We start from the raw sequence: 13,852 nt of genomic DNA, 5'->3' as shown, positions 1-13,852 counted from the left end.
ACGGCAGTGGGGGGGGTAAAGGCACTCTCTGCCTGTGTTAACATGCCCCGCTGCGTACCGATTCAGGGGCCCTCCACCGTGGTGAAATTTTCAAACAGCAATCAAACGCCTCGTATCGCAACACGCGATCGTGACGTTCGAACCGCTGTCATGAAAAAGGTCCTTGCGGAGCCGATGTCGAATCCCAACGTGCTCGTCGTGGAAGAGCTGGGGCTCGAGCACGGCGCATGCAGGGTCGACATCGCGGTAATCAATGGCGTCATTCACGGGTACGAGCTCAAAAGCGATACCGATACACTGCACCGTCTGCCGCTGCAGATCGACGCCTACTCGCGAGCGCTCGACAAGGCGACGCTCGTCGTGAGCGAACGGCACTTCGTCGAAGCGGCGAACCTGCTTCCACCGTGGTGGGGCATCAAGGTGTCGCATGTCGGCCCTCGCGGAGCGGTTCACATCGAGACCGAGCGCGCCGCGTCAATGAACCCGGACATCTCCCCGTTCCATGTTGCCCACCTTCTCTGGCGCGACGAAGCACTGGCCATTCTGGAAGCCCTTGAAACCGACAGGAAGGCGCTGCGCGGCAGCAGACGGGCGCTGTATACGCTGCTCACGCAACACCTTTCCCCTTCGTCGCTTCGCGCGCAGGTCAGGGAAGCGTTGAAGCGCCGAACAAGGTGGCGACATCCCTCACAACCTTCGTGACATGGTGGTTGCTCCCCACCATCGGCCAGGTTGATGCACCGCCGGTACTTCCAATGCCGCTCGCGCAGTCCTCGATGAATTGATCACCGTGTGAGTAGGCGCCTCCCATGAAGATCGGCGGCCTGGCGGAAACAATGCTCCGGCAGATGTCGGCGTACTGCGCACGCCCATGTTTCTTGACCTGCACACCCATCGCGATGAACCACTCATCGTCGATGGTGTACTTCACCTTTGCAGTCGGATCGAGCATGCGTGGATCGATGAGTTCGGTCTCCGGATGCGCCACGGCGTAGTCGCCGAAAGTCGGCACGCGTGTGCCGGCAGGTAGCATTCCGACAAGTGATTTGTAGCCAAGCCAATCATGACGCTTGATCAGGCCGGACGGTCGATACGACGCCGACGGCAACGTCTGCGGGAATGACGTCCCGGCAATCGTGACGGAACGCCAGTCTTCGAGCTTCGGCAACTCGTCGAGCAACCCTTTCCACACCAACGCCTGCATCTTCGGGCTGGTTGCGATGTCGGCCGCGCAATCGAGTACGAGATCGCACGCGCTTTCTGCTATCCCGATGGCGTCCAGCAACGTATCCACCTCCGCGCGCATCGAAATGCCGAAGTCGTCCGGCGTCAGTCGAAGACAGGCTCCCCGTCCATCGCGATCGACAATCGCCCTTACAGCAGCCATATACGCTTCGGAGCGCCCGACCCCAAACACCGGGACGGGCATGGTCCCGGCGGCCCGTGCCAAGTCGAAGATATGGGCCAGATGATGCGCGCCGCTCTCGACACATGCGTCGCCGTCGATAAAGGGAGAATCGACAAAACAACGTCGCGTGTCCCATTTTTGTTTGAGTCGCACGCCAAACTTGCTCAAGTGCTCGTCGAGGCTCTTGGCTGGCGCTTCAGCCTCAAAGTCCCACGCCTCCGTCGGCACCTCGAACAACGGTGTTACCCAATTCATGACGGTCGCCGTCAATCTGGACAACGCAAGGTATTCTCCCTGACGCCATTTCAATACTGGAACGTAGTGGTTGTGATCGAACATGCTTTCCTCAAAATAAAACTCGTCAAAGTCGAGCATTCCCGCCACTCCGAAACGAATGGCGTCATTTGAGGATTACTGTATCGATTCAATATCGCAAGAGCATGCAGGGGATTCGTCCGATCGGCACCGGATATCTCAATATACCGGCACCGGAAATTGATGCATATTCCGCAACACCCAACAAAAAATGTTGAGAAAAATCCGTCTCGTCGAAAAGGCATGTTCGCCGTCTACGCCCCGCATGTAGCGCCAGCCAAGGGAGATCGAGTGCATCGGCCGGATGATGCCCCTCCAGGAGATTGATCTTTGTCTCATGAAGGATGACCGCAAATATGCGATCAGCCGACTGCAGCTGAAAATGTCATAAATCGTATATTTTTTTAGTGTCTCTGCAAACGGACACGCTTCACGATCGGCATCAGGGGGAGGCGGCCTCTCCAGTGCTTTTTTAGCTTCTGAAACAATGCTGCCTTTATTTCCCGATACAAAACCTGCTGAAAATCACCCCCAGCAAATCATCCGACGTGAACTCCCCGGTAATCGCATTGAGCTGCTCCTGCGCGAGCCGAAGCTCTTCGGCAAACAGATCGAGCGACTGCGCGCGCTGCTCCGCATGATCGGCCGCCTGCGCGAGATGTTCCTGCGCGGCCCGCAGCGCGATCAGATGCCGCTCGCGCGCGAGATACACGCCCTCGGCCCCCGCCTGCCACCCGGCGATCCGCAGCAGCTCCGCGCGCAGCATGTCGATCCCGTCGCCGCGCTTCGCCGACAGATGCACCTCGGTCAGATCGCCTTCCGCCGCCGGATGCTCGACGCACGCCGGCACGCCGGTCAGATCCGTCTTGTTCAGCACGCGCACCACCGGCACGCCGGCCGGAAACCGCGCCGCGATCGTTTCGTCGTCCGGCGTCATCCCCGTGCGCGAATCGAGCAGATGCAGCACGACGTCCGCGCGCTCGATCTCGCTCCACGTGCGCGCAATGCCGATCCGCTCGACCTCGTCCTCCGTCTCGCGCAACCCGGCCGTATCGATGATGTGCAGCGGAATCCCTTCGACCTGGATCGTCTGCGCCACCTTGTCGCGCGTCGTGCCGGCGATCGGCGTGACGATCGCCAGCTCGGCGCCCGCCAGCGCATTCAGCAGCGACGACTTGCCGACGTTAGGCTGCCCCGCGAGCACGACCGACAGCCCTTCGCGCAGCAACGCGCCCTGCCGCGCATCGCCGAGCACGTGCGCGAGCTGCGCGCGGATCTTCGCGAGCTTGCCGCGCGCGTCGGCCGCCTCGAGGAAGTCGATTTCCTCCTCCGGAAAATCCAGCGTCGCCTCGACCAGCATCCGCAGCGTGATCACGTCGTCGACGAGCGCATGGATCTGCCGCGAGAACGCGCCGTCGAGCGAACGCCCGGCCGAGCGCGCGGCCGCCTCGGTGCTCGCCTCGATCAGGTCGGCGACGGCTTCGGCCTGCGCGAGATCGAGCTTGTCGTTCAGGAACGCGCGTCGCGTGAACTCGCCCGGCTCCGCGAGCCGCAGCCCGAAGCCGCGCCCCGCATCCAGGCAGCGCTGCAGCAGCAACTGCATCACGATCGGCCCGCCGTGCCCCTGCAGCTCGAGTACGTATTCGCCCGTGTACGAATGCGGCGCCGGGAAATACAGCGCGATCCCGCGGTCGAGCGGCGCACCATGCGCGTCGAGAAACGGCACGTAGCTCGCATGACGCGGCGCGAGCTTCTGCCCGCACAACGCGTCGATCAGCGGCAGTGCGGCCGCCTCGCCGCCGCGCCCGAACGACACGCGGACAACGCCGATGCCGCCCCGGCCGGCGGCGGTGGCAATGGCGACGATCGGATCGGAATCGGTAGCGAGCATGGGAATCGGACGAATCTGGGGAGTCTGGGAAATCGGCGAGTAGCCGGTGCGCCGGCGCAACAGTTCGCGGATCGGAACGCCGGCATTGTAGCGTGTCGGCACCCGCGCCACCGGACGCGACGCCGAATTCGGACTCGCCCGAATTTATCCCGACGGGGATAAGTCGAGTATCAGTACCCCGTGCTGGCATACTCTTCGTTTCGGACAAGTATGCCTGCTGGCGGGGGCGGACGATTTGCCCCTCAATTCCGCCAATGTGCCCGTACGAGGCCGGGATTCGTCTGAACAGGATACGTTTATCCTATATGGTTGTCTTAGAAACGTCGGCCGAATTGCACAATCTCTCCCATGCCGACACCCGAAGAAAAAGCCGCGTTCTCGGAACGCCTGAAGTTCGCCCTGCGGCGCAGCCCGGAGAAGGTCACCGGCGCGACGGAACTGGCGAACCGATTCAATCTGCGCCATCGCGGAGCCCAGCCCGTTTCGCCGCAAACCGCGCACAAATGGCTGACGGGCCGCACGATTCCGACGCCGGACAAACTCGCGACGCTCGCCGACTGGTTGCGCGTCGAAGTCCACTGGCTGCATTACGGCCCGTCGCCGAGCGTGATCGAACACCCGACGCCGCAACCGCTGCCGCGCGACGAGCACTATCCGCCGACGCCCGAGACGATCGAACTCGCGTCGAAGATCGAAGCGTTGTCGCCGCATCATCGCTACCTCGTGCAGGAGTTGGTCGAGCAGTTCTACGGCGACGTGGGCGAATCGAAGAAGGGCTGAGCCGGGATCGGACCAGTAAAAGCAAAAAGCCGCATGGTCATGAACCATGCGGCTTTTTTTGCGTGCATCGCGAGCGGCGAACCGCCCGCGAGTACGACTGACGTCAGGCCGGCTTCTTCTTCACGCCGCCGAGCTTGCGCGTGATGTAGTACTGCTGCGCGATCGACAGCACGTTGTTCACGACGTAGTACAGCACCAGGCCGGCCGGGAAGAAGAAGAACATCACCGAGAACGCGATCGGCATGAACTTCATCATCTTCGCCTGGACCGGATCCGGCGGCGTCGGGTTCAGGCTCGTCTGCACGAACATCGACACGGCCATCAGCACCGGCAGGATGAAGAACGGATCGCGCTGCGACAGGTCGTGAATCCACAGAATCCACGGCGCGCCGCGCATTTCGACCGACGCGAGCAGCACCCAGTACAGCGAGATGAACACCGGAATCTGGATCACGACCGGCAGGCAGCCGCCGAACGGATTGACCTTCTCGGTCTTGTACAACTCCATCAGCGCGGCGTTCATCTTCTGCGGATCGCTCTTGAAGCGTTCGCGCAGCGCCTGCATGCGCGGCGTGATTTCCTTCATGCGCGCCATCGACTTGTAGCTTGCCGCCGACAGCGGGAAGAACACGGCCTTGATCAGCACCGTCAGCAGCACGATCGCCCAGCCCCAGTTACCGACATAGCCGTGGATCTTCTCGAGCAGCCAGAACAGCGGCTTCGCGATGATCGTCACCCAGCCGTAGTCCTTCACGAGCTCCAGGCCAGGCGCGATGCCTTCGAGCATGCGCTCTTCTTCCGGACCGGCGAACAGGCGCGCCTGCACGTCGGCCGACTGGCCCGGCGCGATCGCGGCGACCGGCTGCTTCACGCCGACGCGGTACAGCGTCGGATCGATCTTTTCAGCGTAGATGTCGCGCTTCGCGCCCTGCTGCGGAATCCAGGCCGACGCGAAGTAGTGCTGCACCATCGCGACCCAGCCGTTGTCGGCGGACTTCTCGAAGTTCGCCTTGTTCTTGTCGAGGTCGCTGAAGTCGATCTTCTGGAAGTGCTTCGCGTCCGTGTAGACCGCCGGCCCGAGGAACGTGTGCGAGAACATCGGCGTTTCGACGGCCGTGTTGTCGCGCACCAGTTCCATGTAGACCGTCGGCGTGACGGGCGCCGTGCCGACGTTGTCGATCTTGGTGTCGACGCCGATCACGTAGCTGCCGCGCGTGAACGTGTAGGTCTTGATCACCTTCACGCCGCCCTTCACCGGCGATTCGAACGACAGCTTCAGCGTGTTCTGGTCGCCCGTCAGCGACGTCGAGCCGGGGTTCAGCTGCGTGTAGACGTCGTTGTGGTTCGGGAAATCGCCGCCGAGCAGGCCCGTGCGTGCGAGATACGTGTGGCCGGCCGTGTGGTCGAACAGCGTGATGTACAGGTCGGGCTGCTTGCCGTCGCCCTGCTTCTTCAGCGTCAGCTTCGCGAGCGTGCCGCCGCGCGTGTCGATTTCGCCGTCGTACACGTCGGTCGAGAACTTCACCAGCTGCGCCTGCGCGGCCGGAGCCGTCGTCGACGGTGCGGCGCCGGCCGCGGCGGCAGGCACGTCACCTGCGGTCGTCGTCGCGCCCGTGCCCGATGCGCCGCCGGCAGCGGCCGGGGCCGTGTGCGTGGCGCTCGGGAAGAACATCGACGGGCGTCCATGGTCCCGCTGCCAGTTGTCGTACAGCATGACAGCTGACATGAAGAAGATCACCCATAGGACGGTGCGTTTGATATCCATGCGTTGTCTCAGAGTCGATGGGACCGCGCGTCGGCTTCGCCGCGAGCGCGAGTGTCGGAGTTGGGCGGCGGGACGAGGTCGATGCCGCCCGCGGAAAACGGATGGCATCGGCACACGCGCCTGACGGCGAGATACGTGCCGCGCGCGGCGCCATGATACTGGATTGCCTCGCGCGCGTAATCCGAACAGGAAGGATAAAAACGGCAACGGTTGCCGAGCATCGGGCTCACGGCAACCTTGTAGAAGCGCAGCAAGGCGATCAATACCGTTTCCATACCTTGGGCGGCGCCGTACGACGCCGCGTCAAAACCGGCCGGGCGGGCGCGAACGCCGCACCGGGCACGGATGCGTCACTCGGACGCGGGCTTCGACGCGCGGCGCGCGATTTCCCGGGCTGCCCTGTCGAGCAACTCGCGGATCTCGGCCGCGCACATCGCCGCGAGCGGGGCGGAAGCCGCGCTCGGCAGCGCTTTCTTGTCGAAGCGCGTGTGCTGCCGCAGCAGCAGGTCGTAACCGGCGAACTCGGCGCGGCGCAGGCGAAACGCATCGCGCGCCAGCCGCTTCACGAGGTTACGGGTGACCGCTCGCGGCGCATACTTCTTGCCGATGACGAGCCCCAGGCGTGCGGGCTGACCGGTCGGCTTGCCGTAAATCACGAAGTGCGCGGAGCGCCGCCAGGGGCGCAAACGAAAAACGGATGAAAATTCATCCGTTTTCAGAAGTCGCGCAGCTTTCGGGAAGGCGGCTTTCGTCTGCGACGGATTCGCACCCGGCTCGACGGCACCTTCCGCAGGACTGCGGACGGCGGACACAGCGCGCAACCTGCCTTAGATGGCGAGGCGCTTGCGGCCCTTCGCGCGGCGAGCGTTGATGACCTTGCGGCCACCTGCTGTCTTCATGCGGACACGGAAGCCATGGGTGCGCTTGCGGCGCGTCACGGACGGTTGGTAAGTACGTTTCATGATGTTCTCACTTGTTCGAGAATGTCGAAATTCAGGGGACCGCGTGCCCTTAACCGGAGGCATTCGGGCGAACGCAATCGCCGGGAATACAGGATTGGTTTTCGCGGAACCCGCTATTTAAACCGTTTTTCCGTTGACGGTCAATACTTTACGCGTCGTTCGCCTGTGCCGGCCCGCCCCGATCCGGCCCCGCGGCCCACAAACACAGCCTGTGGATAAGTCCCGCTGTGGCCGCGTTTGGCGTTAGAATCTCGCCTTATCTCCAAGAATCCCGCACGCCGCTTCGGCTCGCGCCTGCCCCTCCAAGACTGTGACGCAGGCGTCCGACGCACGCTCGCACGACCGCTTCGGGCCTTGTTGCGCGACCGCGACAAGGGCGCCGGCGAGCCGCGCCGTGCACGCAAAAAACGACAGTTACTTGATGAACGATTTCTGGCAACACTGTTCCGCACTGCTGGAGCGCGAGCTGACGCCCCAGCAGTACGTGACGTGGATCAAACCCTTGGCCCCGGTGGCCTTCGATGCGTCGGCGAACACGCTGTCCATCGCCGCGCCGAACCGCTTCAAGCTGGACTGGGTCAAGAGCCAGTTTTCGGGCCGGATCAGCGATCTGGCCCGTGAATTCTGGAACACGCCGATCGAAGTCCAGTTCGTCCTCGATCCGAAGGCCGGCATGCGCAGCGCCGCGGCAGGCGCCGCACCGGCCGCGCCGCGTGCGCCGCTGGCGCCGAGCGGCCCCGCCGCGGCGGTCGCCGCGATCGCCGCCAACCTGACCGCGAATGCCGGTGCAGCGCCCAGCGCGCCGGCCGACGTGCCGATGACGCCGTCGGCGGCCGCCGCACACCACCTGAACGCCGACGACGCCGACATCGACCTGCCGAGCTTGCCCGCGCACGAAGCGGCGGCCGGCCGCCGCACGTGGCGTCCGGGCCCGGGCGCCGCACCCGCCGCCGGCGGCGAAGCCGATTCGATGTACGAACGTTCGAAGCTGAATCCGGTGCTCACGTTCGACAACTTCGTGACCGGCAAGGCGAACCAGCTCGCGCGCGCCGCCGCGATCCAGGTCGCGGACAACCCGGGCATCTCGTACAACCCGCTGTTCCTGTACGGCGGCGTCGGCCTCGGCAAGACCCACCTGATCCACGCGATCGGCAACCAGTTGCTGCTCGACAAGGCCGGCGCGCGGATCCGCTACATCCACGCCGAGCAATACGTGTCGGACGTGGTGAAGGCGTACCAGCGCAAGGCGTTCGACGACTTCAAGCGCTACTACCATTCGCTCGACCTGCTGCTGATCGACGATATCCAGTTCTTCTCCGGCAAGTCGCGCACGCAAGAGGAATTCTTCTACGCGTTCGAGGCGCTGGTCGCGAACAAGGCGCAGGTGATCATCACCAGCGATACCTATCCGAAGGAAATCTCGGGCATCGACGATCGCCTGATCTCGCGCTTCGACTCGGGCCTCACCGTCGCGATCGAGCCGCCGGAGCTGGAGATGCGCGTCGCGATCCTGATGCGCAAGGCGCAGTCGGAAGGCGTGAATTTGTCGGAAGACGTCGCGTTCTTCGTCGCGAAGCACCTGCGCTCGAACGTGCGCGAGCTCGAAGGCGCGCTGCGCAAGATCCTCGCGTATTCGAAGTTCCACGGCCGCGAGATCTCGATCGAGCTGACCAAGGAAGCGCTGAAGGACCTGCTGACCGTGCAGAACCGGCAGATTTCGGTCGAAAACATCCAGAAGACCGTCGCCGACTTCTACAACATCAAGGTCGCGGATATGTACTCGAAGAAGCGCCCCGCGAACATCGCGCGGCCGCGGCAGATTGCGATGTACCTCGCGAAGGAACTCACGCAGAAGAGCCTGCCGGAAATCGGCGAGCTGTTCGGCGGGCGCGATCACACGACCGTGCTGCACGCGGTGCGCAAGATCGCCGACGAGCGCAGCAAGGACGCGCAGCTCAACCACGAGCTGCACGTGCTGGAACAGACGCTGAAGGGCTGAGCGCGCGCGCCGCGCTTGATAATTCGGCCTCCGCCCCAATTTAAGGGGGGCGGTTCGGTTTTGAGGCACAATACTGGTTTGACCGCCCCGGTGGTGGCGGGCCAAGAGCCCGGCCGGCGGGGCGCTGCGTGGCTGCTGCGCTGCAGGCCGTTACTCAACGAAGGAACTCTATGCAACTGGTCAAGACCGAACGAGACACCCTCCTCAGGCCGCTGCAAACGGTCAGCGGCATCGTCGAACGCCGCCATACGTTGCCGATCCTCGCCAACCTGCTGATCACCAAGAACGGCCCGGACGTTTCATTCCTGTCGACCGACCTGGAGCTGCAGATCACCACGCGCGCCGATTTCGGCGTCGGCGGCGACCAGGTTGCGACCACCGTCGCGGCGCGCAAGCTGCTCGACATCCTGCGCGCGATGCCTGACGGCCAGGTCACGCTGTCGCTCGCCGACAAGCGCCTCACCGTTCAATCGGGCAAGAGCCGCTTCGCACTGCAGACGCTGGCGGCCGACGAGTTCCCGACCGTCGCGCAGGCCAAGGATTTCGGCGCCACGCTCACCGTCCCGCAGAAGTCGTTCCGCCAGTTGCTCGGCATGGTGCACTTCGCGATGGCGCAGCAGGACATCCGCTACTACCTGAACGGCATGCTGCTCGTCGTCGACGGCGACCAGCTGATGGCCGTGGCCACCGACGGCCACCGCCTCGCGTTCTCGTCGATGAAGCTCGAAGGCGGCACGTTCGGCCGCCAGGAAGTCATCGTGCCGCGCAAGACGATTCTCGAGCTGCAGCGCCTGCTCGAAGACATCGACGACACCGTCACCATCGACATCGCGCAAACCCAGGCCAAGTTCACGTTCGGCCAGGTCGAGCTCGTGTCGAAACTCGTCGAGGGCAAGTTCCCCGACTTCCAGCGCGTGATCCCGAAGGCGCACAAGAACACGTTCGAGATCGGCCGTGAAGAGCTGCAGCGTTCGCTGCAGCGCGCGGCAATCCTGACCTCGGACAAGTTCAAGGGCGTGCGCTGCATCATCGCGCCGGGCCAGCTGAAGATCATGTCGACCAACGCCGATCAGGAAGAGGCGCAGGAAGAACTCGAAATCGCCTACCAGGGCGATACCGTCGACATCGGCTTCAACGTCACGTATCTGCTCGACGTGCTCGCGAACCTGAAGGTCGACACCGTGCAGGTGAGCCTCGGCGACGCCAGCTCGAGCGCGCTGATCACCGTGCCCGAGAACGACGAGTTCAAGTATGTCGTGATGCCGATGCGCATCTGACGCGCTCGACATCGCGACACACACCAGGGGGCGGCAAGCCCCTTTGGCGTTTTTATGGCGAACCGACAACCCGCCCTTTTGGTGCCCTTTCGGCGCCTCGGGCGGGCCAGGAAACTGGAGCGGCCCGGCGATTTCTCGCTGAAACGCACCGCGCCGCCACGAGAGTGGCCCCGCAGAACCGGAAGATATCCATGAGTGAACAGCACAATTCGCAACCCGATAACAGCAGCTACGGCGCCTCGTCGATCCAGATCCTCGAAGGTCTGGAAGCGGTGCGCAAGCGCCCCGGGATGTACATCGGCGACACGTCGGACGGCACCGGTCTGCACCACCTCGTGTTCGAGGTGCTCGACAACTCGATCGACGAAGCGCTGGCCGGGTACTGCAACGACATCCACGTGACGATTCACGCCGACAACTCGATTTCCGTGGTCGACAACGGCCGCGGGATTCCGACCGACGTGAAGATGAACGACAAGCACGAGCCGAAGCGCAGCGCCGCCGAGATCGTGATGACCGAGCTGCACGCCGGCGGCAAGTTCGACCAGAACAGCTACAAGGTGTCCGGCGGCCTGCACGGCGTGGGCGTGTCGTGCGTGAACGCGCTGTCGAGCTGGCTGCGCCTGACCGTGCGCCGCGACGGCAAGAAGCGGTTCATGGAGTTCCACCGCGGCGTCGCGCAGGATCGCGTGATCGAGGTGGTGGACGGCGTGGAAGTGTCGCCGATGCTCGTGACCGGCGACACCGAGAACCGCGGCACCGAAGTGCATTTCATGGCCGATCCGACGATTTTCGGCACGGTCGAGTATCACTACGACATCCTCGCGAAGCGGATGCGCGAGCTTTCGTTCCTGAACAACGGCGTGCGGATTCGTCTCACCGACCTGCGCTCGGGCAAGGAAGACGATTTCGCGTTTGCCGGCGGTGTGAAGGGCTTCGTCGAGTTCATCAACAAGACCAAGAGCACGCTGCACCCGACGGTGTTCTTCGCCAACGGCGAGAAGGACGGCGTGGGCGTCGAAGTCGCGATGCAGTGGAACGACAGCTACAACGAAAACGTGCTGTGCTTCACGAACAACATTCCGCAGCGCGACGGCGGCACGCACCTGACCGGCCTGCGGGCCGCGATGACGCGCGTCATCAACAAGTACATCACCGACAACGAAATCGCGAAGAAGGCGAAGGTCGAGACGACCGGCGACGACATGCGCGAAGGGCTGTCGTGCGTGCTGTCCGTGAAGGTGCCGGAGCCGAAGTTCAGCTCGCAGACGAAGGACAAGCTTGTTTCATCCGAGGTTCGTGCGCCGGTTGAGGAAGTTGTTGCGAAGGCGCTGGAAGAGTTCCTGCTGGAAACGCCGATCGACGCGAAGATCATCTGCGGGAAGATCGTTGAGGCTGCTCGGGCGCGGGATGCTGCGCGGAAGGCTCGCGAGATGACGCGCCGCAAGGGCGTGCTCGACGGCGTCGGCCTGCCGGGCAAGCTCGCGGACTGCCAGGAGAAAGACCCGGCGAAGTGCGAAATCTACATCGTCGAGGGTGACTCGGCAGGTGGGTCGGCCAAGCAAGGGCGTGATCGGAAGTTCCAGGCGATCCTGCCGCTGCGCGGCAAGGTGCTGAACGTCGAGAAGGCGCGCTACGACAAGCTGCTGTCGTCGGAACAGATCGTCACGCTCGTGACCGCGCTTGGGTGCGGGATCGGCAAGGAAGACTACAACCTCGAGAAGCTCCGCTATCACCGCATCATCATCATGACCGACGCCGACGTCGACGGTGCGCACATCCGGACGCTGCTGCTCACGTTCCTGTATCGCCAGATGCCGGACATGATCGAGCGCGGGTACGTGTATATCGCGCAGCCGCCGCTTTACAAGATCAAGGCGGGCAAGGACGAGCGGTATCTGAAGGACGACGTGGAGCTCAACGCGCATATGCTGCGGTTGGCGCTGCAAGGGTCGGAGCTGGTGCCGGGTGAGAATGCGGCGGCGATTTCGGGTGATGCGCTTGGGGAGCTGGCGCGGTCGTATCTGCTGTCGCAGAGCGTGATCGAGCGGTTGAGCCGGTTGTATGACCCGGCCGCGCTGGAGGCGGTCATGGACGGCGTGGTGATCGATCTCTCCAACGAGGCTTCGACCGAAGCTTCGGCTAAGGCGCTGCACGCTGCTTTGCATGATGAAGCGCTGAAGAACGAAGTGCGGGTCGTGCCTTCGTATGACGCGGTTCGCGAACAGCGGGCGCTGCATGTCGAGCGCACGCATCACGGCAACGTGCGGGTTTCGGTCATCGACCAGGAATTCCAGCACACGGCGGATTATCAGCAGCTCGTGACCACCGCGAATACGTTCAAGGGGCTTATTGGGGAAGGTGCGGTCATCAAGCGCGGTGAGCGCAGCATGGCCGTCGCGGACTTCAAGAGCGCGATGAAGTGGCTGCTGGCGGATGCGGAACGGAACGTGTCGAAACAACGCTATAAGGGGCTCGGCGAGATGAACCCCGAGCAGCTGTGGGAAACGACGATGGATCCGGCCGTGCGGCGTCTGCTGCGTGTGCGGATCGAAGACGCGATTGCGGCGGATGGGATCTTTACTACCCTCATGGGGGATGATGTCGAGCCGCGGCGGGCGTTTATTGAGAGCAATGCGTTGCGGGCGGGGAATATTGACGTCTAATACTGCCTGTAGATAGCCACATAAGCCGTGAAAAACGGACCCGTAAGTTGAAGAACTTATGGGTCTTTTTTGTTGTTAATAGCACGGACTCATCGGCGAGTCGCCGACGCGTCCCATCTCTCGTGCGCCGACTGCCTTCCTGCAGGCTTTCCGTTGCGCTCTCGGCGCTTACGTCGTTTCACTCGTCTCAGGTGTCACTTTCATTGCTCTGGCCTGCCTCCCAGCAAACCGGGCCAGTCAGAACCTAGTAGAGTTCGTCTCCGGAGAAGAAGACGAACATGAAGAAGCGCTTTACGGAAGAGCAAATCATCGGGGTTCTGAAGGAAGCCGAGGCCGGCATGCTGACCTGCCTGATTTCTTCGGGCCATTTCAATCTTGGAGAACGGCCTCGGTTGCTTCAGTTGAACAATACCGCTGCTTGAACTCGTTGGGCGTCAGATAGGCCAGGCTCGAATGCGGCCGGATGGCATTGTAGTGACGCCGCCACTGCTCGATCACAACCTTCGCTTCCGTGCGCGTTCGAAACCATTCAAGGCTCAGGCATTCATCTCGGAACTTGCCGTTGAAGCTCTCGTCCGCGCCGTTCTGCCAAGGTTTGCCGGGATCGCTGAGCGCCATGTCCATGCCGTTTTGTGCCGCCCACTTCAGGATGGCCCGCGATACGAACTCCGGGCCGTAGTACATGCAGAATGTCAGCCATCAGGGGTAACGGGCATCCTTTGGATTGCCCGTTCACCGCCCGCCGGAGGAAACCGAAATGGCCGACTTGCTGGAAGGTACGCTGCCCCT

Annotated in this window: 11 protein-coding genes and 1 pseudogene; 5 read left to right on the top strand and 7 right to left on the bottom strand. The window is 63.1% G+C overall.

Translation table 11 applies throughout. The features are described from left to right. Nucleotides 1-150 precede the first annotated feature (150 nt). Nucleotides 151-702: a sce7726 family protein gene (locus tag LGN10_RS28685; protein ID WP_060966486.1), complete on the top strand. Its 552-nt coding sequence runs from the start codon at nucleotides 151-153 to the stop codon at nucleotides 700-702. Here LGN10_RS28685 and LGN10_RS28680 read toward each other — a convergent pair. Next, nucleotides 647-1,783 carry a beta family protein gene (locus LGN10_RS28680; protein WP_226225801.1) on the bottom strand — a complete coding sequence of 379 codons (1,137 nt, stop codon included), beginning with the start codon at nucleotides 1,781-1,783 and terminating at the stop codon, nucleotides 647-649. The genes LGN10_RS28685 and LGN10_RS28680 overlap by 56 nt on opposite strands. A 436-nt stretch (nucleotides 1,784-2,219) precedes the next feature. Next, entirely contained in the window at nucleotides 2,220-3,614 is a 1,395-nt protein-coding gene (mnmE, locus tag LGN10_RS28675) for a tRNA uridine-5-carboxymethylaminomethyl(34) synthesis GTPase MnmE (protein ID WP_059646140.1), read from the bottom strand. A 348-nt stretch (nucleotides 3,615-3,962) separates the two neighbouring features. Here mnmE and LGN10_RS28670 point away from each other — a divergent pair, with 348 nt between their 5' ends. Continuing rightward, nucleotides 3,963-4,394 carry a helix-turn-helix domain-containing protein gene (locus LGN10_RS28670; protein ID WP_059646012.1) on the top strand — a complete coding sequence of 144 codons (432 nt, stop codon included), beginning with the start codon at nucleotides 3,963-3,965 and terminating at the stop codon, nucleotides 4,392-4,394. Nucleotides 4,395-4,497: 103 nt separating this feature from the next. Here the strand turns inward: LGN10_RS28670 and yidC are convergent, their stop codons facing one another. The 4 genes from yidC to rpmH form a co-directional block, all read right to left on the bottom strand. Continuing rightward, the gene (gene yidC, locus LGN10_RS28665) at nucleotides 4,498-6,159 is read right to left on the bottom strand and encodes a membrane protein insertase YidC (RefSeq protein WP_226225800.1); all 1,662 of its coding nucleotides are present in this window, start codon (nucleotides 6,157-6,159) and stop codon (nucleotides 4,498-4,500) included. Between the two features lie 8 nt (nucleotides 6,160-6,167). Beyond that, the gene (gene yidD / locus LGN10_RS28660; RefSeq protein ID WP_006750110.1) at nucleotides 6,168-6,434 is read right to left on the bottom strand and encodes a membrane protein insertion efficiency factor YidD; all 267 of its coding nucleotides are present in this window, start codon (nucleotides 6,432-6,434) and stop codon (nucleotides 6,168-6,170) included. Nucleotides 6,435-6,509: 75 nt separating this feature from the next. Further along, on the bottom strand, nucleotides 6,510-6,971 hold the full coding sequence (rnpA, locus tag LGN10_RS28655) for a ribonuclease P protein component (protein WP_034208729.1): 462 nt from the start codon (nucleotides 6,969-6,971) through the stop codon (nucleotides 6,510-6,512). A 15-nt stretch (nucleotides 6,972-6,986) separates the two neighbouring features. Then, nucleotides 6,987-7,121, bottom strand: a complete 135-nt coding sequence (rpmH, locus tag LGN10_RS28650) for a 50S ribosomal protein L34 (protein WP_004198824.1) — start codon at nucleotides 7,119-7,121, stop codon at nucleotides 6,987-6,989. 421 nt (nucleotides 7,122-7,542) lie between these two features. Between rpmH and dnaA the strand changes: the two genes are divergently transcribed. The 3 genes from dnaA (at nucleotide 7,543) to gyrB (ending at nucleotide 13,063) form a co-directional block, all read left to right on the top strand. Continuing rightward, nucleotides 7,543-9,120 carry a chromosomal replication initiator protein DnaA gene (gene dnaA / locus LGN10_RS28645; RefSeq protein WP_226225799.1) on the top strand — a complete coding sequence of 526 codons (1,578 nt, stop codon included), beginning with the start codon at nucleotides 7,543-7,545 and terminating at the stop codon, nucleotides 9,118-9,120. Nucleotides 9,121-9,290: 170 nt separating this feature from the next. Continuing rightward, nucleotides 9,291-10,397, top strand: coding sequence for a DNA polymerase III subunit beta (gene dnaN, locus LGN10_RS28640; RefSeq protein WP_006756934.1), 1,107 nt, complete (start codon nucleotides 9,291-9,293; stop codon nucleotides 10,395-10,397). A gap of 191 nt (nucleotides 10,398-10,588) precedes the next feature. Next, a complete protein-coding gene (gene gyrB, locus LGN10_RS28635; protein ID WP_226225798.1) occupies nucleotides 10,589-13,063 on the top strand; it encodes a DNA topoisomerase (ATP-hydrolyzing) subunit B in 2,475 nt (824 codons plus the stop codon). Between the two features lie 369 nt (nucleotides 13,064-13,432). Here gyrB and LGN10_RS28630 read toward each other — a convergent pair. Next, a pseudogene (locus LGN10_RS28630) lies at nucleotides 13,433-13,738 on the bottom strand (integrase core domain-containing protein); the annotation flags it as partial. Nucleotides 13,739-13,852: the final 114 nt, after the last annotated feature.

The organism is Burkholderia sp. AU32262, from assembly GCF_020419985.1.
Taxonomy (GTDB): domain Bacteria; phylum Pseudomonadota; class Gammaproteobacteria; order Burkholderiales; family Burkholderiaceae; genus Burkholderia; species Burkholderia semiarida.
This window is presented reverse-complemented; position numbering and strand designations above follow the sequence as displayed.

What these genes read in the sequence shown, in the direction of transcription:
- LGN10_RS28685 (WP_060966486.1), top strand. Translation starts at nt 151, where the DNA reads ATGAAAAAGGTCCTTGCGGAGCCGATGTCGAATCCCAACGTGCTCGTC.
- LGN10_RS28680 (WP_226225801.1), bottom strand. Translation starts at nt 1,783, where the DNA reads ATGCTCGACTTTGACGAGTTTTATTTTGAGGAAAGCATGTTCGATCAC.
- mnmE (WP_059646140.1), bottom strand. Translation starts at nt 3,614, where the DNA reads ATGCTCGCTACCGATTCCGATCCGATCGTCGCCATTGCCACCGCCGCC.
- LGN10_RS28670 (WP_059646012.1), top strand. Translation starts at nt 3,963, where the DNA reads ATGCCGACACCCGAAGAAAAAGCCGCGTTCTCGGAACGCCTGAAGTTC.
- yidC (WP_226225800.1), bottom strand. Translation starts at nt 6,159, where the DNA reads ATGGATATCAAACGCACCGTCCTATGGGTGATCTTCTTCATGTCAGCT.
- yidD (WP_006750110.1), bottom strand. Translation starts at nt 6,434, where the DNA reads ATGGAAACGGTATTGATCGCCTTGCTGCGCTTCTACAAGGTTGCCGTG.
- rpmH (WP_004198824.1), bottom strand. Translation starts at nt 7,121, where the DNA reads ATGAAACGTACTTACCAACCGTCCGTGACGCGCCGCAAGCGCACCCAT.
- dnaA (WP_226225799.1), top strand. Translation starts at nt 7,543, where the DNA reads ATGAACGATTTCTGGCAACACTGTTCCGCACTGCTGGAGCGCGAGCTG.
- dnaN (WP_006756934.1), top strand. Translation starts at nt 9,291, where the DNA reads ATGCAACTGGTCAAGACCGAACGAGACACCCTCCTCAGGCCGCTGCAA.
- gyrB (WP_226225798.1), top strand. Translation starts at nt 10,589, where the DNA reads ATGAGTGAACAGCACAATTCGCAACCCGATAACAGCAGCTACGGCGCC.